This is a genomic window from Candidatus Avelusimicrobium faecicola (genome assembly GCA_900540405.1).
Lineage (GTDB): Bacteria > Elusimicrobiota > Elusimicrobia > Elusimicrobiales > Elusimicrobiaceae > Avelusimicrobium > Avelusimicrobium faecicola.
The window spans coordinates 1-24,133 of the sequence record UQFW01000006.1; the positions used below are offsets into that span (position 1 = coordinate 1).

Consider the following 24,133-nt stretch of genomic DNA (forward strand, 5'->3'; position numbering starts at 1 on the left):
CAAGAGGTGGCCCTACCGAAACACAAGACTTTTCGTATTAAATTAAAAAAACCGCTGGAGCAAACCAAAGCCCCGGCTACTGACGATTTACATTTACAAAACGATAATAAGGCGGAATCAGTTATGCAAGAAAATAACGAAGCAAAACATACTTTTCGTATCCGGCGCAAGGAGCCGCTAACCCAGCCCCAAGCACCGTTGCAGCCTGCCGCTCCGCGGCCGGAACCTGTACAAGCACCCCAGCAACCGCAAGTGCCGCCGATTCCGGCTCAGCCGGCCGTTCAGCCTGCACCCATGCAACAACCTGCACCGCAACCCGCGGTGCAACCGGCGCCTGTACCACACGCGCCGCAACCGGCCGTTCAGCCTGCGCCCGTACAGCAACCTGCTCCGGCCCCGCAACCGGCGCCAGCGCGCCCGGCCGCTTTAGGCCCCAACTCTACCGGGGCCCGGGTAGAAAAACCCAAAACCATAGACCATTCTATTGAGCTTCCGCTTTCCGAACTTAAAAAACATAACTGGCCGCTGGAAGTGCCGCTCGTGCCTACTTATACCCTGGAAAACCTGGTTATTTCCGTCAATCGTTTTGCGCACGCAACCACGGTTTCCGTAATTGATGCCCCCGGCAAGCTCTACAACCCGCTTGTCTTGTTCGGGCCGACTGGCACCGGCAAAACCCACTTCTTAAACGCCATTGGATATGCCATGAGCCAAAAACTCGGGCAGGAAAATATTTTTATGACCAACGGCGTCCGCTTGTCGCGCGGTATCCAACGCTATGTGATGGAAGGCAATATTGATAAATTTGAAAAATTTATGGATTCCGTCAAAGTGTTGTTAATTGACGACATCCATTTAATTGCCGTCAACGAACAAAACCGCGTGCATATTTCCAATTTGCTTAATAAATTCTTAAAAGCGCAAAAGCAAATTGTCATTACTTCCAAATATCCGCCGGAATCCTTGGCTAAATTGGAAGAACTGATTAATTTTAAGTTGGATTCGGGGTGGATTTCCGAATTAAAAAGCGCCCACGGCCCGGCCCATTTCAAAATTGTTAAAAAAATGTTGACCGATAACGGGATAGACTTGACCGATAACCAGGTGGAAGCCTTTTTCGGTGCGCCGAACATCACGTTAAGCACCGTTTCGCGCAGTATCCGCCGTATTAAAGTGTTGGAACAGGTCATTTTCCCCGGGTTGGAAGGCGTGGACCGCTCCCAAGTGATGATTTTGGAAAAACTCCTGGCCACCAAAGGGGAAGACCAAAACAGCGCCATTATGAAGCATAGCCCGGATGAAATTACCTCTCTGCCGCCGTTTGGCAAAGGGGAATGGGGCCGCATTGGCTTCTTCTATCCGCAAAACAGTTCCAATATGATGAACTGGATGGTGTATGCGCTGTCCGAACGTGCCAAAGAATTGGGCATAGAAGGCAGTTTTGAAATTGCCGTCCGTTCTTCTTACGCTACGGAAAACGTCATTTCGTCCGCGTTCAAAATAGCCAACCTGTGCGACAATAAAAAGCTCAAAGGCGCGGTTATTTTGGGGCCCTCTTTACAAGTGTGTGACCCCTCCGTGCGGGAAAACTTCTACGATATTTTAACGCACATGTTGGAAGTTATGCTCATCCGCTGCGGCATTATTAATATGGAAGACGTCAGCCTGCCCAGCACTTATGTAAAGCTGATTAGCGAATTATTGAGGTAAACCATGAAAAAACTTTTCTTGGGCGTGTGTTGCGCTTTATGGGTATGCGCCTGCGCGGGCGGCTTAAAAACCGCCGTCAAAGACGGCAAAATTGCCCCGCAATTTAACGATACGCTGGTGGATTCCAACTACCTGTGGGTGCGCGGTTTCGGGGCGGCAAACCCCAAACATACCGGCGTTTCCCAACGCCGCATTATGAGCCGCGAAGCCGCCATCGCCCATGCGTACCAACGCGCCATAGAGGTATTGAAAGGCACCCAAGTTGATGCAGACGTGCAAATTATAGATGCCGTCAGCCAGGGCTCCACCATTCATACCTCTGCCGACGGACTGGTACACGGTATGGAACTGGTCAATACCGAGTATTTGGAAGACGACGGTTGCACCGTGATTATGCGTCTATCCCAAAAGCAGTTGCAACAGGCCGGGTATAACCTAAAGGAAACCAAATGAAAAAACTACTTTTATTAACTTTAGCCGCCGGTATATTGTGCGCCGCGTGCGGTTCTTTGCGTATCGGCCCCAAAGGGGAAGGCGAATATGTGATTGCGGAATCTCTGGTTGCGTATGACGAAAACAACCTGCGCCAGATGAAAAAAGACGGCGAACTGGAAGCCCAAAAACAAGCGGTAGAAAAAGTGGCCGGCGTATTTGTGTCCGCCACCGCCACCGTGGACCAAGCCCAGTTGGTAGAGGATAAAATCACGTCTAAATCGGCCGGGTTTATCCGCCGTTTCCACACGCAAAAAGCCTACCGCAAAAACGACCAATGGTACACCCGCATTAAAGCCATGGTGCTGGTTAAAGACATCGGGGACGTTATCCGCCAAGCCGAGGCCGACTCTTTTGCCAAAAAAACAACCATGTTAGTAGCCTCGCGCGAAGTCATCGGCGAAGAAGTTTCCGTCAAGCAAGACTGCAAACAGGCCGTCTACCGCGCCTTAAAAACACAGCCTTATGCACTAGTCAACGGGGATAACCTCAGCCAAAATAATTTGGATAACCCCAACCAAACCATAGACAACGCCCGGCGGGAAGGGGCCCGGTTTATCATTCTGGCGGATGTGGAAGCCAAGCCGCTAACCACCCTGGCTACGGGGCTGTCGTCGCCGTTCAAAACGTACCGCGCCAATGTAAATATGAAAGCCGTTTCCACCAAAAATTACGAGGTGGTGGCCGAGGCTTCCCAACAGTTAAGCGGCCTGGACCCCATTGAATCTATCGCCGCGCAAAAAGCCATTTCCGCCGCGTGCGAAGCCGCCGCCAAGCAGTTAACGGAGCCCGTCAATGCGGCTATCAATTCCGCCGTTAAATACAACCTGCGGGTGGAAAACGTCAACAACATTGAACGCTTGCGCCAGTTGCAAGACATTTTGAAAGAGCTGCGCGAAATTGAAGATTTCAACCTTGTAAAATATACCAATTCCGCCGCTTATTTTGAAATTTCCGCCAACATTTCCTCCGGGGAAGAGCTGGTGGCTAAAATTTTACGCAAATACAACCAAAATTTCACGGTATCAGCGGTCACCCCGCAAGGGATTGTACTGCTGTTTATATAAATGCTTTCCAAAGTACACGCCTGCGCAATTAAAGGCATAGACGGTTTTTTAGTTTCGGTAGAGGTGGACATCGCCCCGGGGATGCCCACCTTGTCCGTGGTCGGCCTGCCGGATACGGAAGTAAAAGAAAGCAAAGAGCGTGTGATAGCCGCCCTGCGCAACAGCGGGTTTGATTTCCCCCTCAAGCGCATTACGGTTAATTTAAGCCCGGCGGAACTGCGCAAAAGCGGCACCCAGTTTGATTTGCCGATTGCCGTGGGTATTCTGGCCGCAAGCGAACAACTTTCCGAAGACGCCCGGCGCAAACTGCCCGATTTTCTGTTTGCGGGCGAACTGGCACTAGACGGCGCCTTGCGCCCTTGCGCGGGGGTGTTGCCTATGCTTATTTCCACGCGCGCGGCCGGCAAAACGGCCGTTATTCCCCCGCAAAACGTACTGGAAGGGCAAGTATCTTCCGCCCCGTTTATCACGCCGCACACGTTGCGGGAACTGGCCGATTATTTAGAGGGCAAAATCCAACGCGAAGCGGTACAAATTACCTATTTGCCGCCGGAAGAAGACACAACGCCCGACCCGTTGGATTTTTGCGAAGTGAAAGGCCAACCGCTTGCCAAACGCGCCCTGGAAATTGCCGCGGCGGGCGGGCACAACGTCTTAATGATTGGCTTGCCCGGCACCGGCAAAAGTATGCTGGCCAAACGCTTCCCCGGTATTTTGCCGCCGCTTACGGAGCAGGAAGCGTTGGAAATTACCAAAATTTATTCCATTTGCAATTTAATCGGCAAATCCCGCCTGATTACCAAGCGCCCGTTCCGGGACCCGCACCACACCATTTCGGATGCGGCCCTTATCGGCGGCGGCTCCAACCCGCGCCCGGGGGAAGTATCCCTGGCGCACAACGGCGTTTTATTTTTAGATGAATTTGCGGAATTTTCCCGCTCCAGTTTAGAGGTCCTGCGCGAACCGTTGGAAAACGGCGTCGTGACCATTTCCCGCGCCAAAGAAAGCATTACTTTCCCGGCCCGGTTTACCTTACTGGCGGCCATGAACCCCTGCCCCTGCGGCAATTTGGGCCACCCGCACAAGGCGTGTACCTGTTCCCCGGCGCAAATCAACCGCTACCAATCGCGCATATCCGGCCCGTTATTGGACCGTATAGATTTAACCGTTAATTTGAATCCCATTAAATACGAAGATTGGAGCAAAGCAAGCGAAGGGGAAAAATCCGCCCAAATTTTAGCCCGCGTTTTACAAGCGCGGGAGCGCCAAAAAGTGCGTTTTAAGGGCACGGATACCACTGCCAACGCGTTTATGACGCCCGCCCAAATTAAAGCGTTTTGCCCGCTCCCGCCGGGGGCGGATGCCGTATTGGAAACCGCCATGCGCAAACTGGGGTTAAGCGCCCGCAGTTTGGATAAAATCTTAAAAACGGCCCGCACGATTGCGGATTTGGAAGGCAAAGACCACATTGAAACCCGCCACATTATTGAAGTCATGCAATACCGCCCGCTGGACCGCAAGGGGGTGGCTGACGTATGAACCCGCATATTTCCATAGATGAACGCCTGGCGCGCATACGCATTAACGCGTTTCCGTACTTTCGGGCGGATTGGTTGGAACACTTGATTCAGCTGTTCGGCTCCGCGCAGGAAATTTTACGCCAAGATGCCAAAACGCTGGCCGCCGAAGCCCAACTCAACCCGGAAACCGCCGCGCGGCTTTTGCAGGATGCGTTTGCCATTGACCCGCAAAAAGAATGGGACCGCACCGCGGCCCTGGGCGGGCATATTTATCTGCCGGAAGACGAAGAATACCCGGAGTGCATTAAAAACAGTAAAGAGCCGCCGGTGGCCCTGTATGTTTTGGGCAAACTGCCGTCGGTCAATACGCCCACGGTGGGGATGGTCGGAACGCGCAAAATTACCCCTTACGGGCGGCGCGTGGCCGATAAGTTGGCTACGGAGCTGACCCGGTGCGGCATTACCGTCATCAGCGGGTTGGCGCGCGGGGTAGACAGTGCTTGCCACGCCGCGGCGGTACGGTTGCAAAAACCGACGGTTGCCGTTATCGGCACCGGGGTCGGGCGTTGTTATCCGGCCGAAAACCGCCCGCTTGCCAAAGCCATTTTGCAATACGGCGGGGCCATTGTATCGGAACTGCCGGTAGACAGCCCGCCCAGTGCGTTTCACTTTCCGCGGCGAAACCGCATTATTGCGGCCCTTTCGCAAGCGGTGACGGTGGTAGAGGGCGAAGTAAAATCCGGCGCTTTAATTACCGCCAAACTGGCCTTGGAAATGGGCAAAGATGTGTTGGCCGTTCCCGGCCCCATAGACAGCCCCCAATCCGGCGGCCCCAACCAACTGATTAAAGACGGCGCGGGGGTTGTTTCCTGCGTGCAAGATATAATAGACTATATACCGGAGCAACTGCGTTTTGGCATTACGGATAAGCCGCTAAACGCGCAGCCGGCCGCCAAAGCGGAAGAAGCCGCCTTGGAGCCGCTAGCCAAAAAAGTGCTGGCGGTCATCGGCCCCGGGGAAGCCAGTTTAGATGCGGTAGTAGAAGCGTTAAAAATAGATGTACCCCAGGCGGCCAATGTGCTTTTTGAACTGGAAGTAAAAGGGATTTTAGCCTGCCGGAACGGGCTTTATTCCCGCAGCAAATTTTAATTTATGTAAGGATGTGTGCCTTATGGCGATGACGACTCGGAACGGAAAAAAATTGGTCATAGTGGAATCTCCCACCAAACAAAAGACCATCAGCAAAATTTTAGGAAACGAATATATTGTGCGCAGCTCTTTCGGGCATGTGCGGGATTTGCCCTCTAAAGATATTGGGGTGGATATTGACCACAATTTTACCCCCACTTACGTACCGGTGGAAAAGGCAAAACGCCTGCTGAAAGAACTGGAACCGTTAGCCAAAAACGCCAGCGAAATTTACCTGGCTACCGACCCTGACCGCGAGGGCGAAGCCATCGCGTGGCATTTAGTAGAATTACTCAAAATTCCGCAGGACCGCTACCAGCGTATTTATTTTCACGAAATTACCCCCGCCGCTATTAAGGAATCTTTTTCCCATGCGCGCAAGATAGACTTAAACTTGGTGGATGCCCAACAGGCACGCCGCATTTTAGACCGCATTGTGGGGTACAAATTATCCCCCCTCTTGTGGAAGAAAATTACCTCCGGGCTTTCGGCCGGGCGGGTGCAATCCGTAGCGGTGCGCTTACTGGCGGAACGCGCCAAAGAAATTGCCGCCTTCCAAGAAAAAGAATACTGGACCTTAAACGCCCAGTTTGAAAAGCCGGACACCGCCCCCCGCTTTTGGGCCCGCGTGTTAAAATGGAACGGCAAAAATGTGGAACAAACCACCACTTACCATTTATTTGCGGAAGATTACAAAGTAAAATCCACCGTGTTTGATAAGCCGGAAACCCTGGCCCCGGTCAGCGCGCTCCTGCGCAAAGGGCCCAACACCGTGCTGAAAGTGGAAAAGAAAGAAGTAAAACAAAAACCGAAACCCCCTTTTATTACCAGCTCCATGCAACAGGATGCGTACAACAAACTGGGGTTTTCTTCCCAAAAAACCATGATGACCGCCCAACACCTGTACGAAGGTATAGAAATTTCCGGGCAGACCGTAGGTTTGATTACGTATATGCGTACGGACTCTTTTAACGTGTCCAAACTGTTGCAAGAACAAACCAAAAAATTTATTGCGGCTAAATACGGGCCCGATTTTGTGCCCGCCAAAGCCAACATTTATAAAAGCAAAGTAATGGGCGCTCAGGAAGCGCACGAATCTATCCACCCGACGGACGTAAACCGCACGCCGCAAGCCATGAAGCCGTATTTAACGGCGGACCAGTACAAACTGTACGAACTGATTTGGTTGCGCTTTGTGGCCAGCCAAATGGCGGAAGCGGTTTTTAATACGGTGACGATTGATATTGCCGGGGAAAGTGCCGAAAAATGCGTGTTGCGCGCTACCGGTCGCACCGTTAAATTTAACGGTTATTTATCCATTTACCGCGATGACGAAGATTCTGCCTCCGGCAAGGATGACAGCGCCGCTTTACTGCCCGCCTTAACGGAGGGCGACACGCTGACACTGGTGGAACTGTCAAGCAAAGGGCACAAAACCACGCCCCCGCCGTGCTATAACGAAGCCAGCCTGATTAAAACGCTGGAAAAACACGGTATCGGCCGCCCGTCTACTTACGCGCCTACCGTCAAAACCATTTTGGACCGCAAATACATCACCCGCCAACCCAAAACCAATAAACTGGTCGCTACGGATTTAGGCATTACCGTCACGGACAGCTTAAAAGATTATTTTAAGGAAATTATGGACCTTTCCTACACCGCCGGCGTGGAAGAACAACTGGATAAAGTGGCGGAAGGCAAAGAAGGTTGGGTGGGCCTGTTAAACGGTTTTTACGGGCCGTTCAAACAAGAATTAGACCAAGCCGATAAAGGCATGCAACGCCCCGGCGCCAAAGAAACAGACGAAAAATGCCCCCTCTGCGGCAAAATGATGTTATTAAAACACAGCCGCTTTGGGCAGTATTTGGTTTGCAGTGGCGCGCCGGAATGTAAAGGCAAAATCAATTTAACCAGCTCCGGCGAAAAAGTACAGCCCGAAGCCACCAACGAGGTGTGCGACAAATGCGGCTCCCCCATGGTTATCCGCACCGGGCGGCGCGGCAAGTTTATGGCGTGTTCCGCGTATCCCAAATGCAAAAATACTTATTCCGTGGATGCCGAGGGGCACAAAGTGGCCTCCGCCGGGCCGATTATTACGGAAACCCTCTGCGATAAATGCGGCAAACCCATGGTACTGAGGAGTTCCAAGCGGGGCTACTTTTTGGGTTGTTCCGGCTACCCGAAATGCAAAAACATTGTAAACATTTCGGACGAAGAAATAGCCAAAATCAAGGCGGCGCACGAACAAAAAACAGCCGCCAAGTAGGCAAGTATGGATACATGGGTTCAGGCGTTTTTATTGCATTTGGAAAACAAAAACTTTTCAGCCAATACGGTTAAAAGTTATCGGGCCGATTTGCAAGAATTTACCGATTATTTATCCAAACGCAAACAAAATACGTTGGAAGCTTTTACCTCGCCCGTGATTCGCTCTTTTTTAGCCTCTTTACCGCAGGATTACGCCCGCAATACGGTTTTGCGCAAAATAGCGGCCCTGCGCAGTTTGGCGGCGTTTTTACTGCGCCAAGGCAAACTGGCGCGCAATCCGTTCAAACTATTACCGGCCCCTAAGCGGGAAAAGCTGTTGCCCAAATTTTTAACTTTGCCGGAAACAGACCGCTTAATTAACGCCGCCGGGAACACGCATTTTGCCGCGCGGGATAAAGCCTTGTTTGAGCTGATGTATTCCAGCGGACTGCGCCGCAGTGAAGTGACGGGCCTGAAAATACGGGATGTGGATTTTTTTAACGGCGTGGTGCGCGTACTGGGTAAAGGCAATAAAGAGCGCCTGGTGCCGGTGACGGACGAAGCGCTTTACGCCATAAAATATTATTTATCCACCCGGCCCAACCCGCAACCGCAGGACGCGCTTTTTTTGAACGCGCACGGTAAACCCTTAACCGGGGACGGCCTGGCGTTTATTTTTAAGAATACCGCTATTGCGGCCCATTTGGCCCGCAAAGTGACGCCGCACAGTTTGCGGCATTCGTTTGCCACCCACTTACTTAATAACGGGTGTGATTTACGCAGTTTGCAGGAAATGCTGGGGCACAAAACATTGGCGGCTACGCAAGTGTATACGCATGTTTCGCTGGATAAATTAAAAAGCGTATACCAACACGCGCACCCCAAAAACAAGGAGAATTAATTTTATGATTGGTATTGGTGTAGACATCGGCGGCACCTTTGTAAAAGTGTTTGTAATGAACGAATACGGCGAGATTTTCCGTCAAGAAAAAATGGAAACCGATTACAGCAAAGGGTCCCAATTCTTTTTACAACAACTGGCGGATTACATCAACCGTATCCAACAGGAATTTGCGGGCCAAAAAGTTGCCGTTGCCGTGGGCGCGCCGGGGGATGTGGATAACCAAAACGGTATTTTGCGCTACAACCCCAACCTTAAATTTAAGGACGTGGCCGACTGGCCCATGGCCCGTATTCTGAAAGATTTAACCGGCATTTTGCCCGCCGTAGCCAACGATGCCACCCTGGCCGCGTGGGGCGTGTACGAAAAAGAATTAAACCGCAAAGGAAACAATGTACTGGTAGTCACCCTGGGGACCGGCGTGGGCGGCGGGTTAATTATCAACCGCGAACTCTACCAAGGCTCTAACGGTACGGCGGGCGAAATCGGCCACACCAAAATTGCCGATACCCGCACCGGGCCTTTGTGCGGTTGCGGCGCGCACGGCTGTCTGGAGGCTTTTGTGGGCACGATTGGCATTAAGCGCCGCGTGTGGCAAGCCGCCGAGGAACAGCCGCAATCCACCCTGGCCCAAATGGTCCGCCAAGAAAAAGATTTTAAGATTGAATTGGTTTCCCGCGCGGCCGAAAAGGGTTGCCCGGCGGCCTTAAAAGTATGGCAAGATACCGGGTTTTATTTGGGCATTGGTATAGCCAACGTGGTATTGACCTTAGATATAGACACGGTAGTTTTGGCCGGGGGCGTGTCCCGCGCGGCCACTTACTTTATGCCGGCCTTAAAACAGGTATTGGAAAACCAACAAATCAAAACGCCGTTCAAACGGCTTACACTCCTCACGTCCACGCACCCGAATATCGGCGGGATTGGGGCGGCCATGTACGCCATACACCAGGCCACTAAAAACGCATGAAATTACATTATTTAGTTATTCTGTCAGTTCTTTGCCCGGCCCTCGCTTTTGCGCAGGACCAAAAACTGCCTGCCCCGCCCGGGCAGGACGGATTTATTTATTTTACGGCCGATAACGCCAGTGTGGACCCTGTTTCCAAAAAAGTGAACTTAAAAGGAAATGTGGTTATTACGCAGGAAACAAAAGACAAAAAACACCGCGTAGTGACGGGGGAAGATATTACGCTGGACCAGGCCAAAACGCAAATTTCCTCCGCGGGAACTATGACGGTAAAAACGGCGGACGCCACGTTGACCGGGCAGGATATGTCCGTCAATTACACCACCAAAGATTTTACCGCCCACAACATAGCCACCCAGTACCCGCCCTTGCGCGTGATTAACGCCAAAGAAATTTCTTCCAAAAACGGTAAAGAAGTCCTGCGCGGGGCCACCCTTACTTGCTGTGACAAGCCGGACCCGCACTACACGCTTTCCGTCGGCAAGTTGTCTGTTTCGCCCGAAAAGCGCGTTTTCGGCACCAATGCCATTATGCGTTTGGACGGTTGGCCGGTACTATATGTGCCGGTATTTTGGCGCTCGCTAGAATCCCAAAAACCGTTTACCACCCATGTAGATTTTACCCAAAGTAAAAAAATCGGTTTCGGCGTATTAACGTCCACCGTGTTTGACCCTGTTTTGGGTTTCCGCCCCAAGTTAAATTTGGATTATTACACCAAATCCGGCGTGGGTATCGGTACGGAACTGTTGGCCGTGACCACCCCCACCCTGCAAGGTACCGGGGAATTTTACTACATTCACGATAACGCCAGCCCGGTGGAACTGGGCAAAGAAGAAACCAACCGTTGGGGCGTGCGCGGCGGCTACTGGTTGGAAATGGCGGACTCGTCCGACCACTTAAATAACGAACACGGCGCCCTGTACCAGTTGCAAACGCAATTCCGTATGGTGTCCGACCCGTACTTTAACGATTCGTTCTTCCGCGGCAACCCGTATATTTTTATGCCGGACCAGCAAACCAACTTTTCCGTTTCCCGCCAAACGCGGCGTTCCACCCTGCGCGTGAGCTATGACCAGCAGGATATTTACGATTGGAACAAAATGAAGTTTATTGCCCAAACCCGCACCCTGCCGGAAATAAAATATATGCTCCACCCGGTTAATTTACTGGGGCTTTCCCACCGGGTAGAAGCCGGCCTTGATAATACTTCCTATATGGAAGAATCGTTCCGCCGCTCCGGGAACGCCCGCTGGACGGCCGAAAAAGCCGTCCGTTTGGCGCGGGGATTCACATTCACCCCCTCTGTATTTTACGACCAAACCGTCACCTTTGCGGACCCGCAATACGAATCCAAAGATTCGTGGGTGGGCAGAATCGGCACGGACTTAAACGTACAGACCGAAACACTCCTGGGCACGACGGACTTCGGCTACCGCTACACCAAACGCCTTTCCACTAATACGGTGACCACGGACCAGCACTCTTTAGACCGGGGCGAAGAACGCAATAAAATTTATCTGTCTAATTACTACCGTCCCTCGTTTAACACCTATGTCCGTTTTGAAACCGGATTTAATTTAGCCAATACCACCACCAACTTGCAAACCGGGGTACAGCGGGAATTGGGCTGGGAACACCTCAAATCCCGCGTGGAACCGTTATTACTGGAGGGCGGCTACAATTCCCCCAGCGGCAACTTCCGCTTTTTTGTGCAAGATATTTATGATTTGCAAGAAAAAAACCAGGCGTTCATCACCCAGTTGGACTTTATTTATAAGCGCCAGATTATCGGCTTTGGGCTCAATAATTTTGCCAATCACGAAGATATTGCCTCCCAATACCGCACCTATTCGGACCGCTATACGTTTACTACCTCGCTGGGTATCCGCCCCAATAACCCCAACTGGTTTATTGACGGCGGGTTTGATTTCCAAATCCAGGACAAAAGTTTTACCGGGTTTAACAAAATGTTGCGCGTTTCCCGCACATTCCACGATGCCCGCCTGGAACTGACCGTGCGTGACCGCAACCAAAACCTGTCGTTTGCGTTCCGCGTAAACGTGTTATGCGGTGGCGACCCGCGCAAACAACGCGCCCTGCCGGAAGACCAATACTGGTATCCGTGGCGCAGTGAAAATGATTTAAGGGATATGTAAGGAGAAAAATAAAAAATGGCGAACCCGCTGATTTACCATAAACAAGGTTGGATAGAAGTTATTTGCGGTTGTATGTTTTCCGGCAAGACGGAAGAACTTATCCGCCGCGTACGCACGGCACTGATTGCCAAGCAAAAAGTGCAGTTGTTTAATTCCAAGATAGATACCCGCTACGGCATAGACAGCATTACCAGCCACAACCAAAACAAAGTGGCCGCCACCTGTGTTAAATCCTCGGCCGATATTTTGCCGCTGGTAGATAAAGACACACAAGTAATAGCCATAGACGAAGTAAACTTTTTTGATAAAGGCATTGTGGAAGTGTGCGAAAAACTGGCCAAAGCCGGCAAACGCGTGATTGTAGCCGGGTTGGATACCGATTTCCGCGCGGAACCTTTTGAAGTGACCGCTACCCTAATGGCCAAGGCGGAATATGTGACCAAAAACCTGGCGGTTTGCACCAAATGCGGCAACCCGGCCAGCTTCAGCCAGCGTATCAGCAAAGATAAAAAGCGCATTGTGGTCGGCACGACCGACGCCTACCAAGCGCGTTGCCGCCGCTGTTTCAAAAAACCGCGCAAATAGCGTTTTTTAGGTTGCTATTCGTCTTTTTATTTATATCCCGCCCGCGCGGGATATTTTTATTTGCGGGATATTTTTATTTGTGGCATAAATCCGTAAAAAAAGTATAATAAAAAAGTATTCATATCTAAATTAAGGAGATTTTGATGCAAAACGTTTATGCTTCTTTTTGGCGGCGTTTAGTCGCTTTTATTATAGACAGTATTGTCATTTCTTTCCCGACCATGCTTCTTTCGGGTGTGGTTGCGGCCCTGTTTATGCCAAAATTCTTAGGCGCTATGGAGGCGGAGCCCTCGCCGGAAACCATTTCCGCCATGTTTTCCGCATACGGCTTTGTGATGGTAATTAATTTGGTATCGGCCTTGTTTTTTTGGCTCTACTATGCGTTTATGGAAAGCAGTGCCAAACAGGCTACTTTAGGCAAAATGGCCATGGGTATTAAAGTAGTGGACGAACACGGCCAGCGCATTAGCTTTGCGCGCGCCACCGGGCGTACTTTTGCCAAAATTATTTCTTACACCATTTTGTATTTTGGCTTTTTTATGGCGGCATTTACCAAAAAACGCCAAGCCCTGCATGATTTAATCGCCACCACCTATGTAGTGAACGCGGGCTACCAGCCGGACGGACAACCCTTGCCGCAGGAAAAATTCCGCCCCGGGTGCTTAATTTTGACCCTTTTAGCTATTTTGATTCCCATTGTATTATGGTTTGCTTTAATGGGGTGGATAATAACCACCGGATTAAAAGAAGCGAATACTGCCACCAGAAACCCCCACCAGATGGTGGCCGAACAAATGAAAGCATTAGCCGCCCAAAACACCCAAACGCAACCTGTTGAACTGGACGGGTTTACGATTACCACGCAAGAAGACGGCGTATATGCCACCCCGGCCAATACCCTCACGGAATTCAAACTTTTTATTCCCTATGGGGGCACGGACGTTTGCTGTCAACCGGACGAAGACGACGATGACGAGGAATTTAACTCTTGCACCTTATTTGCAAAAGGCTTTCCTGTTTGCAAATAAAATAACTTGTTTTACGCGGGGCCCTTTTATAAAAGGGCCCCTTTTTTATGGGTAGCAAAAGGCAATTTGCGGTTTTCTTGTAAGTGCCGCGTACGCCAACCGCGCGAACACCGTGAGCGTTGTACGCTAGCGCACAAAAAACCGCAAATTCCGAAAAGCAAACAGCTGGAAAGATTTTTGCAGATAGGCCCTGTTTGGTTATTTTCCCGCCCCAAAGCGGCGGCTTAAAACAGCGCGGAGCAAAGCCGGGCCTTGCCCCGGTTCTTTTACGTTTTTCAGGCAAGTTGCGGTTTTCTTGTAAGTGCCGCGTACGCCAACCGCGCGAACACCGTGAGCGTTGTACGTCAACGCACAAAAAACCGCAAATTCCGAAACTAAATTTTAGCAGGAAAGATTTTTACAGACAGGCGTTGTTTGGCTGTTCCACCGCCCCAAGCGGCGGCTTAAAACAGCGCGCAATACGCCGGGCCCGGCCCCGGTTCTTTTACGTTTTTCAGGCAAGTTGCGGTTTTCTTGTAAGTACCGCGTACGCCACCGCGCGAACACCGTGAGCGTTGTACGCTAACGCACAAAAAACCGCAAATTGCCCAAAAACGGAAAATCCCAACAGACCAACCCAGTTATAGTATTTCTAGGGGAGCGAATTTGAGCATAAATGTCCTCCGCACCCCATTCCCAAATACCACGGTCACTTTGGCGCTTTCGCCGGAGCCGGCAATCTGCACGATTTTGCCTTGCCCGAAAACGCCGTGTTTCACGAGGCCGCCGACGGCCACGCCGTCCGCATTTTTTTGTGCGGGCGCAGCAGGGGCGGGCTTGTTAAAAGCCGGAGCCGAAGAAGCCGGGCGGGAATACAAACTGCCTAGGCCCGAAGAGCCACGCGGGGACGTATAGTCCAAATCGTCGTTGTCTTCAATTTCGTAGCCGTGGCTGTCGTATTTCTTTTGGAAACGGCTGGCGGCGGCGTAGCCTTCAAAATCGTTCCCGCGGCCGGAGCCGAAGTTGTTGCGGCCTTTCCAGTAGCCGTTGCCGTAATGCCCGCCGGAGTATCCGCCGGACGAGGTGCCGCCGTATACGCCAAAACGGCCTTTATAATCGGTATACCGCGGTTGTTGGGCAAGGCGTTCTTCGCGTTCGCTTTCGTCCAGCAAGCCACATTCGTACAAAAAGCGGGAAGGCACGTTGGTATGGGTCTGCCCGAATTTGCGGCGGCTTTGCGCATACGTCATGTAGAGTTTTTCGCGTGCGCGGGTCATGGCTACATAACACAGGCGGCGCTCTTCTTCCAATTCGTCTTCGTCGTCTTTGGCAATCGGGAACAGCCCTTCTTCCATACCCGTCACAAACACGTTGTTAAATTCCAACCCTTTGGCTAAGTGTACCGTCATCAGCGTGACGGCTCCGCCCTCTCCGGCGGCGGAATTATCTTCGCCGGATAAAAGGGAAATTTCCTGTAAAAAGTCGGATACGGACGGCTCCTTTTCCCCTTTTTGGCACCGTTCTTCATATTCTTTGACGGCGTTGACTAATGCGTCCAAGTTCTGCAAGCGGCTTTCGGCTTCCGGGTCTTTTTCCATTTCCGCACGCACGGCGGCCAAATAGCCGGATTCCTGCAAAATTTTATTAAAAATATCCGCCGGGGCGGTCAGCAGCATATCCTGCCGCCAACCGTCAAACAGTTTAGCCAAATTCAGCGCGGCTTTGCACGCGACGGAACTCAGCCCCCCCACATACGGGGCGTGGCGCAAGGCTTCATACAGCGGGATTTGTTTTTCCTCCGCGTAGGCACTCAAACGGTCCTGCGCCACTTTGCCCAAGCCGCGCGTGGGAGTATTGATAATGCGCAGTAAACTCACGTTATCGGCCGGGTTGATTAAAATGCGGGCATAGCACAAAATATCTTTAATTTCTTTACGGTCATAGAAGCGCAACGTACCAATCAGGCGGTACGGGATTTGGTAGCGGCGGAAAGAGTCTTCAAAACTGCGGCTCTGGGCGTTGGTGCGGTAAAACACGGCAATATCTTTCAGGCTGGCGCCGTCTTCCTCCACCAACTGCCGGATATGCTGGCTAACCCAGCGGGCTTCTTCGCCTTCCGTCAGCAGTTCGCGCACTTCTATCGGGTCGCCGGAGGCTTTATCCGTAAACAAGCTCTTTTCTTTGCGTTTTTTGTTTTTGGTAATCAGCTTGTTGGAGGCTTCCAAAATTACTTTGGTGGAGCGGTAATTCTGCTCCAACGTAATGGTTTTGGCGTCCTTAAAATCTTTTTCAAATTCCAAAATGTTGCGGATGTTGGCCCCACGCCAAGAATAAATACTCTGGTCCGGGTCCCCCACCACACACAATTTGCGGTGTTTGGCGGCCAACATGCGGGTAATCATATATTGGGTATGGTTGGTGTCCTGGTATTCGTCCACCAGTACATATTGGAAAAGCTCTTGGTAATAATTTTTGATGTCCTCGTGGTCACGCAACAGCTCCACGGTTTTAACCAACAAATCCCCAAAGTCCAGCGCGCCGGCGGCTTTTAGGCGTTGTTCGTATTTTTTATACACTTCCGCCGCGCGGATTTTATAATCCAGGCCCGAGGCGGTGGCGGATTGCATCATGGTATCGGGCGAAACCAGGTCATCTTTGGCGCGGGAAATGAGCGAAACAATTTGGTTGATTTCCTTTTTGGGGTCTTTAATACCCATTTGCTCCAAAATCAGGCTGACTACCTTTTTTTGGTCGCTGTCATCATAAATGGCAAAATCGCGCGTGAGGCCCAATTTTTCGGCGTGTTGGCGGAGCATTCTAACGCCCATGGAGTGAAACGTATGTATCCACACGCGGCGCCCCGCGCCCGGCTCCAGGGCCTCCACACGCTCGCGCATTTCCTGCGCGGCTTTGTTGGTAAATGTGACCGCCAAAATGCGCGACGGATTATAGCCGTCTTCAATCAGTTTGGCAATTTTGGTGGTAAGGGTTTTGGTTTTACCCGTTCCGGCACCGGCTACAATCAGGCAGGGCCCGCCGTCATAATTTACAGCTTCCAACTGTTGGGGATTTAAGGATTTAAGAGAATCTTGTAAAGTCATTTTTACTTCCTAAACAGACAAAATGGGGCGGCCCGAATAAATGCCGCCCTTTCTAAAGGAGCCGCTATTTCAGTTCCATTTGCACCAGCGTTTCTATATGTTCGCTATGCGGGAAGAAATCAAACGCTTCCACCCCTACCAGGTTGTAGTATTGGGTGAAAGTTTTTAACTCGTTAGCCAGCGTGACGGGGTTGCAGGAAATATAAAGCACGTTTTTCACGCCGGACTCGGCCACCGCTTTGACCGCTTTGGGGTGCATACCGCCGCGGGGCGGGTCCAAAATAATCAGCGCGTCCTTTTTTTCAATGGGTTGCTGTTTTACAAAATCTTCCACGCGGGAGCAGAAAAACTGCACATTTTTTACCCCGTTGATTTTGGCATTTTCCAACCCGTTGTAAATAGCCGGGGCCACGCTTTCCACGCAAATACTTTTTTGGCACAAATCCGCACAGGAAAGGCTGAAACTGCCGGCCCCGCCGTATAAATCATAAATCATTTTAGGGGCGATTTTTTTAACCAGACCGCGCACGCGGGAATACATCTTTTGCGCCGTTTTGGTGTTGGTTTGAAAGAACGACTGCGGGGATAACTTAAACAACACTTCCCGCTCCGTCTTTCCGGCCCCGTCCGTCAGCAGGATTTTTTCCACAAAAGAGTCCTGCCCTTTTAATACTTTCAGGCTTTCCGGCGCGGCGGTATCAGCCAGGCCGTTGTTGACGGCAGACATAATGTTAAACGTAGGCAACACGCTTTCCACCGCCGCCACAAAAGTTTTTTCGTTAAAATCGTTCGTCACAAACAGCACGACCATCCCTTCGCCGGTGTTTTTGCCCTCGCGCACCATTAAATGGCGCAAAACGCCGGTGTGCTTGCGTTGGTCGTAATACTCCAACCCTTCTGCCGCGGCCCAGGCGCGCACCGCTTTTAATAACGGGATAAGTTTTTCGTTAAACAAAAAACATTCTTCAATATCAACGGCCCTATCCCATTTGCCTTTTAACTTAAACCCCAGGGCTTGTTCAAACACCAGGGGGCGCGTTTTGTTGGCCGGGTCTTTTTTATTGTAATTGGGGTCCCATTTTACCTGGTGGCAAAATCCCAATTCCACTTTATTGCGGAAGTACACCGGGTTATCCGTCAGCGTGACGGGAATTTCCGCCGTCCAAAACGGTTGCAACAATTCCGCCAGTTTCGCGCGTTTGCGGGCCACTTGCTCCGTATACGGCAAGTCCAGTAAGGCGCATCCGCCGCATTCCTTAAAATGTTTACACGTTAATTTACACATTGAGCTTAAACAGGCAGACGTCGCCGTCCTTTACAATATAGTCCTTCCCTTCGGAGCGCACCAGGCCGTGTTCTTTGAGGGCCTTTTCGCTCCCGTACTTCATTAAATCGTCAAAAGTGTATACTTCGGCGCGGATAAAGCCTTTTTCAAAATCACTGTGGATTTTGCCCGCCGCCTGCGGAGCCGTACACCCTACCGGAATCAGCCAACTGCGCACTTCCACTTCGCTCCCGGCGGTAAAATAAGTACACAGGTGCAAGAGTTTCATACCCTCGCGCACGATTTTTTCCAGGCCCGTATAATCACTGCCGGTTTCTTCCAAAAAGGCGTGTTTTTCTTCGTCGGAAAATTCCGCAATTTCCGCTTCAAACTTTACGCAAAGCTCCACAAACCCGGCGCCGGTTTCCTGCGCATATTTGGCCACCTTTTCGGCATTGGCCACGTTGCGTTTTTCGGAATTGTTCCCCACATACAGTACCGGTTTGGCGGTTAAAAATTGGTATTCTTTCAGCTGTTCCGGCTCCAATCCCAAGGCCGCCACCGGCTTGCCGTTTTCCAGCGCCTCTTTAATGGATTTCATGGTTTCATAGGCGGCCACGGCATCTTTTTTGCCGCTTTTGGCGTTGGAGGCCAAGCGGTCGCAAATTTTGGAGGCCGTTTCCAAATCCGCCAACATCAGCTCCGTATTGATAATTTCAATATCGCGCAGCGGGTCCACGGAGTTCATCACGTGCGTGACGTTTTCGTCTTCAAACAAGCGCACCACATGGATAACGGCGTCCACTTCGCGGATGTTGGCCAAAAACTTATTGCCCAAGCCTTCCCCTTTACTGGCCCCTTTTACAATACCGGCAATATCCACAAATTTAATAAAAGCGGCTGTTTTTTTAGGCGGATTAAACAGCTTAAACAACGCATCTAACCGTTTATCCGGAATAGGCACAATCCCCACGTTGGGTTCAATGGTGCAAAACGGATAGTTGCTTGCTTCCGCCCCGGCTTGCGTCAGCGCGTTAAACAAAGTGGATTTGCCTACATTGGGCAGACCTACGATACCAATTTCCATGTAAAATCTCCTTCAGGACAAATTTGCATATATAGGTATATTTTAGCATTTAACGCGCCAGCAAACCACGCCAAACCCTAAAACTATTTTGTATACTAAATAAAACAGTTTGCGGAGGACACATGCGTAAATTTTTATCTGTTCTGTTTTGCGGCACTTTACTGGCCGCACTTACCGGTTGCGGGGATAACGGCCTGTTCAAGCCGTTGCGGGAACTTTCCGATAAATTAGCCCCCACGGCCGCCCAGAAAGCCATTGACCGCCAAAAAGCCGCCAACGGCATTTCCGACGAGAGTTTCCTAAAAGTAGTGGCTACCCAACCGCCGGAAGCTATTATCGCCATGCTTAATAAAGGGGCCGACCCGAACGCCCGGGATGCCCAGGGCCAAAGCGCTTTAGCCCTGTATTTGCAAACCAAATACCCGGATGCCGATACGGTGGATGCGTTCCTGCGGGCCGGGGCCGACGTAAACGCGCTGAACAGCAAGGGCGCCCCGCTGATTGCCAACGCCTGCGCCATCAGCCCGCGGCTTACGCAAATTTTACTGGCACACGGCGCTAAGGTGGACAGCGTTTACCCCAACGGCATGACTCCGCTGATGTACTGCGCCATTGCCGCCAACACGCCGGAAGCCGTACAGCTTTTAATACAAGCCGGGGCGGATACCGCGTATCAGGCGCCGAACGGTTGGACGGCTTACACCGTGGCCCAGCAATACAACCGCAACCCGGCCGTTGCGCAAGTATTAGCCGCCTATTAATAAGCCTTTTTACCACAAACACAAAACCCGCGCTCTAGGCGCGGGTTTTTTCAAATCGCACGTCCCGTACGAGATTCGAACTCGTGGTCTCCGCCTTGAGAGGGCGGCGTCCTAGACCGCTAGACGAACGGGACAACAGTTTTATTATATCATATTGGACTAACCCATAAAAGGGTGCCGCAGTATATCCGCAAAAGGTTTATTTTTTATATAATTTTATACACACGGGTATTTTTATAATATCCGGCAATCCGGGGGAAACCCCTTATCAAGAGGAAACTATGGAACTAGCCCTTTGGCAGACAGTGCTGTTGTCTTTGCTTATTGTTGTAGTGCTTTTTTTGCCGCTGACTATTCACAAAGTAGAAGAAAATTTGGAAGCCTTCTTATTTTGCTGCGGTTTATTTGCCGTCACGGTGTCTAAAACGTGGAGCGGGCACCTGGTGCTTACCGCCCTGGAAGACCCCATTAAAATTACGGTAGCCGTTTTTGTAGCCGGCTTGCTGTTCCGCTATTTTAATAAACAACTGCAAAAACTGACACAAAAAGCCGTATCCTTTATCGGTTTACGGGCCACGCTGTTTTTGATTGTATTTATTTTGGGGATGACCTCCAGTTTAATTACCGCCATTATCGCGGCACTTATTTTGTCCGAAGTGGTTATGATGCTCCCCCTCAACCGGGAAGGCCGTACCCGCATGGTGGTATTTACCTGTTATTCTATCGGTTTGGGCGCGGTGCTTACCTCTATCGGCGAGCCGTTGGGCACGGTGGTACTTTCCAAACTTTCCGGCGAGCCCCACAATGCGGATTTTTGGTTCTTAATTGAACATTTGGGTTGGTACATTTTGGGCGGCGTGGTGGTTATGTCCCTATTGGCCAGCTCCATCCGCGCGGACACCATTAAACACGCCCCCGGCGTAAAGGAAGAAGCCTCCGCCGCGGACGAACACTCCGTTAAGAGTATTGCCGTACGGGCCGGGAAAATTTACCTGTTTGTGATGGCGCTTGTATTTTTGGGCGACGGCTTAAAACCGCTGGCCGAAATTACCATTAAAAAATTATCCGCCTCTTTCCTGTATTGGATTAATATGCTCTCCGCCGTGTTGGATAACGCCACCTTGGCCGCTATTGAGGTGACGCCGGACATCCACACCCGGGAACTTACCTTCCTGCTGATGAGCTTGATTATTTCCGGCGGCATGCTGATTCCGGGCAACATTCCCAACATTATTTGTGCCTCCAAACTGGGCATTAAAAGTAAAGATTGGGCCAAACACGCCTTGGGCATTGGCGGGGCGTTATTAATTGCCTACTTTATTATTTTGAGCGCGGTAGTTAAATAAACCGCCGCTTGCTTGCTTTGCCGCACGCCTGAACAGGGCGTGCGGTTTTTTATTCTAACTACTTTTTGTGCAGACACCGGCGCTATTTTTTATATAATTTATTTATATATATACAACCAGGGAGAGGGATTAATGAAAATTCATTCTTTTAACGTACAGCCCAATTTGCCGGAAAGCATTAAATTTCTGGAAGAATTGGCTAATGATATGTGGTTCACTTGGAACTGGCAGGCCATTTTGCTTTTTGTACAAGTAGACCCCAAACTTTGGACGGCCTCCAAACGCAACCCCAAATGGTTTTTGGGCTGCGTACCGCAAAAACGCTTTGAAGAACTCAGCAAAGACCCGGAATTTGTAGCCAACGTCAACCGGGTGAAAGAAGCCTATTACCAATACAAAAAAAATCCGCAAACGTGGTACCAGCAAAACCGCCGCGAAAACGGCAACCTGCTGACCGCGTATTTTTCCATGGAATACGGCATTGGCGAAGGCTTGCCGATTTATTCCGGCGGCCTGGGGATGTTGGCGGGCGACCATATTAAATCCGCCAGCGATATGGGCATGCCCATTATCGGCGTAGGTTTATTTTACAAACAAGGTTATGTGCGCCAAGTATTAAACCGCGAAGGCTGGCAAAACGAAGAATACCCGGATAACGACTGGGCCCACATGCCGGTTGAACGCGTGCAAGACAAAAACGGTAAAGATATTACCGTGGATATTGAATTGGGGCAAGAACATGTAAAAGCCTGCATTTGGCGCGTGCCCGTGGGGCGCACCTCGCTGTACTTATTGGATACCAACTTGCAGGAAAACACCCCGGCCCAACGCTTAATTACCGAAAAACTCTACGGCGGCGACCGCGAAAACCGCATCCGCCAGGAAGTGGTATTGGGTATCGGCGGCGTGAAAGCCTTGGCCGCGATGGGCATTAAACCCACCGTTTACCATATTAACGAAGGCCACAGCGCGTTTTTGCTTTTCCAACGCATTATTGAAATTATGCAAGAAAAACACCTGTCTTTTGCCCAAGCACGCGAAATCGTCTGGGCCAGCTCGGTGTTTACCACGCACACCCCGGTTATTGCCGGCAACGAACATTTTGACCCCATGCTCGTGCGCAAATATATGGAATCTTACGCCGGCAAAATGGGCATTACTTGGGAAGAATTTTTGAATTTAGGCAAGGAATTGCCCTCCTCCTCCACTTACTGCATGACGGTAGTGGCTTTGCGCTTAACGGCGTTTGCCAACGGCGTAGCCAAACTGCACGGCAAAGTAAGCCGGGAAATGTGGCAAAACCTCTGGCCTACCTTGCCCGTGGGCGAAGTGCCGATAACCAGCATTACCAACGGTATTCACAGCGCGTCCTGGATTTCCCACGAACTCAACGAACTGTACCGCAAATACCTGTTCAATAACGACCAAATGGGCGAAATTGACGCCTCGGACACCAAAGCCTGGGATAAATTGGACGACATCCCCAATGCCGAACTTTGGCGCGTACACACGATTCGCAAGGAAAAACTGATTGATATGGCCCGCGGCCGCCTGCGCCGCCAGCTCACCCGCCAAGGGTTAGACGTTATGACCGTCAACAAAGCGGGCAAAGTGCTTAAAAAAGACGTTTTAACCATCGGTTTTGCGCGCCGCTTTGCTACTTACAAACGCGCCACCTTGCTGTTTAAGAATTTGGACCGCCTGGACAAAATCGTCAACAATCCGCAACGCCCGGTGCAGTTCATTTTTGCGGGTAAAGCCCACCCGGCCGATACCCAGGGCAAAGAATTTATCAAAACCATTGTAAATATCGCCCAGAACGACCCGCGCTTCAAAAACAAAATTGTATTTGTGGAAGACTACAATATGAACACCGCCCGCTACATGGTGCAAGGGGTAGATGTGTGGCTCAACAACCCGCGCCGCCCCATGGAAGCCAGCGGCACGAGCGGCATGAAGGCGGCCTTAAACGGGGCGCTGACCCTGTCTATTTTAGACGGTTGGTGGGATGAAGTTGGCCCGTGCGAATTTGGTTGGTCTATCGGCGGGGCGGAAAAATACGCCTCCGAGGCCGAACAAGACGCGGTGGAATCCGACGCGCTTTACAACTTAATTGAGCAAGATATTGCCCCCGCGTATTACGCCAAAGGGGAAGACGGCATTTCTCTGCCGTGGCTCTCTTTAATGAAAGACTCCGTCAAACATATTGCGCCGTTCTTTAACACCAACCGCATGGTTAAAGAATATTACGAGCGTTTTTATGTGCCGGCCAACAACGCCGGGGCCGTATTGGCACAGGACGGCAAAGCCGCCCAAGTGGCCGATTGGCGCAAGAAAATTGCCGATAACTGGTACCGCGTAAACGTAGTGGATATTACCCCCAAACTGGAAACGCCTATTTTAATGGGCGATAAGGTGGCGTTTAAGGCCCGCGTTTTCTTGGGCAACCTGACCCCGGAAGACATCCAGGTGGAACTGTATTTAGGCCAACGCGGCTCTTTGGGTGACATCGTTAAAGAAGACGCCGTGGATATGACCTGCACCGGCAAAGAAGGGGACGCTTATATTTACGAAGTGCAAGTTTCCCCCGTCAACAGCGGCCGCCAGGACTATGCCCTGCGCGTTTTGCCCGCCAACAAAGATATTCCCAACGTGCTTACGCCGCTCTTTATCCGCTGGGAAGACTAACCGAACCCTTATAAAAAAGGCCGGAACGATATGCAAATATCTT

17 protein-coding genes and 1 tRNA gene are annotated in these 24,133 nt (G+C 51.0%); 14 read left to right on the plus strand and 4 right to left on the minus strand.

Annotated features, from left to right (window positions below):
- From ACQY18_RS01255 to ACQY18_RS01305, 11 genes are all read left to right on the plus strand, one after another.
- Positions 1–1,710: DnaA ATPase domain-containing protein (locus ACQY18_RS01255; RefSeq protein WP_428038541.1), on the plus strand; the 1,710-nt coding region annotated here is incomplete at its 5' end.
- Between the two features lie 3 nt (positions 1,711–1,713).
- The gene (locus ACQY18_RS01260; protein WP_176778003.1) at positions 1,714–2,163 is read left to right on the plus strand and encodes a hypothetical protein; all 450 of its coding nucleotides are present in this window, start codon (positions 1,714–1,716) and stop codon (positions 2,161–2,163) included.
- On the plus strand, positions 2,160–3,269 hold the full coding sequence (locus ACQY18_RS01265) for a hypothetical protein (protein ID WP_428038542.1): 1,110 nt from the start codon (positions 2,160–2,162) through the stop codon (positions 3,267–3,269). Before ACQY18_RS01260 ends, ACQY18_RS01265 begins: the two co-directional genes overlap by 4 nt.
- Entirely contained in the window at positions 3,270–4,808 is a 1,539-nt protein-coding gene (locus ACQY18_RS01270) for a YifB family Mg chelatase-like AAA ATPase (RefSeq protein WP_428038543.1), read from the plus strand. It begins immediately after the preceding gene.
- On the plus strand, positions 4,805–5,938 hold the full coding sequence (gene dprA, locus ACQY18_RS01275; RefSeq protein WP_428038544.1) for a DNA-processing protein DprA: 1,134 nt from the start codon (positions 4,805–4,807) through the stop codon (positions 5,936–5,938). The genes ACQY18_RS01270 and dprA overlap by 4 nt, the downstream gene beginning before the upstream one ends.
- Before the next feature lie 22 nt (positions 5,939–5,960).
- Positions 5,961–8,243, plus strand: coding sequence for a type I DNA topoisomerase (gene topA / locus ACQY18_RS01280; RefSeq protein WP_428038545.1), 2,283 nt, complete (start codon positions 5,961–5,963; stop codon positions 8,241–8,243).
- A 6-nt stretch (positions 8,244–8,249) separates the two neighbouring features.
- On the plus strand, positions 8,250–9,125 hold the full coding sequence (gene xerA / locus ACQY18_RS01285) for a site-specific tyrosine recombinase/integron integrase (protein WP_428038546.1): 876 nt from the start codon (positions 8,250–8,252) through the stop codon (positions 9,123–9,125).
- Positions 9,126–9,129: 4 nt separating this feature from the next.
- Positions 9,130–10,095 carry an ROK family protein gene (locus tag ACQY18_RS01290; protein ID WP_428038547.1) on the plus strand — a complete coding sequence of 322 codons (966 nt, stop codon included), beginning with the start codon at positions 9,130–9,132 and terminating at the stop codon, positions 10,093–10,095.
- The gene (gene lptC / locus ACQY18_RS01295; RefSeq protein ID WP_428038548.1) at positions 10,092–12,251 is read left to right on the plus strand and encodes an LPS export ABC transporter periplasmic protein LptC; all 2,160 of its coding nucleotides are present in this window, start codon (positions 10,092–10,094) and stop codon (positions 12,249–12,251) included. Before ACQY18_RS01290 ends, lptC begins: the two co-directional genes overlap by 4 nt.
- Positions 12,252–12,266: 15 nt before the next feature.
- Positions 12,267–12,836 carry a thymidine kinase gene (locus tag ACQY18_RS01300; protein ID WP_176778011.1) on the plus strand — a complete coding sequence of 190 codons (570 nt, stop codon included), beginning with the start codon at positions 12,267–12,269 and terminating at the stop codon, positions 12,834–12,836.
- 143 nt (positions 12,837–12,979) lie between these two features.
- Positions 12,980–13,864, plus strand: coding sequence for an RDD family protein (locus ACQY18_RS01305; protein ID WP_428038549.1), 885 nt, complete (start codon positions 12,980–12,982; stop codon positions 13,862–13,864).
- A 620-nt stretch (positions 13,865–14,484) separates the two neighbouring features.
- On the opposite strand, the gene ACQY18_RS01310 is transcribed toward ACQY18_RS01305, so the two are convergent.
- From ACQY18_RS01310 to ychF, 3 genes are all read right to left on the minus strand, one after another.
- Positions 14,485–16,944 (minus strand): ATP-dependent helicase, encoded by a 2,460-nt coding sequence (locus tag ACQY18_RS01310; RefSeq protein WP_428038550.1) that lies wholly within the window; start codon positions 16,942–16,944, stop codon positions 14,485–14,487.
- A 64-nt stretch (positions 16,945–17,008) separates the two neighbouring features.
- Entirely contained in the window at positions 17,009–18,229 is a 1,221-nt protein-coding gene (gene rlmD / locus ACQY18_RS01315) for a 23S rRNA (uracil(1939)-C(5))-methyltransferase RlmD (RefSeq protein WP_428038551.1), read from the minus strand.
- A complete protein-coding gene (gene ychF, locus ACQY18_RS01320; RefSeq protein WP_176778015.1) occupies positions 18,222–19,295 on the minus strand; it encodes a redox-regulated ATPase YchF in 1,074 nt (357 codons plus the stop codon). Before ychF ends, rlmD begins: the two co-directional genes overlap by 8 nt.
- Before the next feature lie 122 nt (positions 19,296–19,417).
- Here ychF and ACQY18_RS01325 point away from each other — a divergent pair, with 122 nt between their 5' ends.
- A complete protein-coding gene (locus tag ACQY18_RS01325) occupies positions 19,418–20,056 on the plus strand; it encodes an ankyrin repeat domain-containing protein (RefSeq protein WP_428038552.1) in 639 nt (212 codons plus the stop codon).
- 60 nt (positions 20,057–20,116) lie between these two features.
- On the opposite strand, the gene ACQY18_RS01330 is transcribed toward ACQY18_RS01325, so the two are convergent.
- Positions 20,117–20,190, minus strand: a tRNA-Glu gene (locus ACQY18_RS01330).
- A gap of 147 nt (positions 20,191–20,337) precedes the next feature.
- Here ACQY18_RS01330 and ACQY18_RS01335 point away from each other — a divergent pair.
- Together ACQY18_RS01335 and glgP are read left to right on the plus strand one after the other, a co-directional pair.
- A complete protein-coding gene (locus ACQY18_RS01335; protein ID WP_176778017.1) occupies positions 20,338–21,402 on the plus strand; it encodes a DUF1646 family protein in 1,065 nt (354 codons plus the stop codon).
- Positions 21,403–21,534: 132 nt separating this feature from the next.
- On the plus strand, positions 21,535–24,090 hold the full coding sequence (gene glgP / locus ACQY18_RS01340) for an alpha-glucan family phosphorylase (protein ID WP_428038553.1): 2,556 nt from the start codon (positions 21,535–21,537) through the stop codon (positions 24,088–24,090).
- The last annotated feature ends 43 nt before the right edge of the window (positions 24,091–24,133 follow it).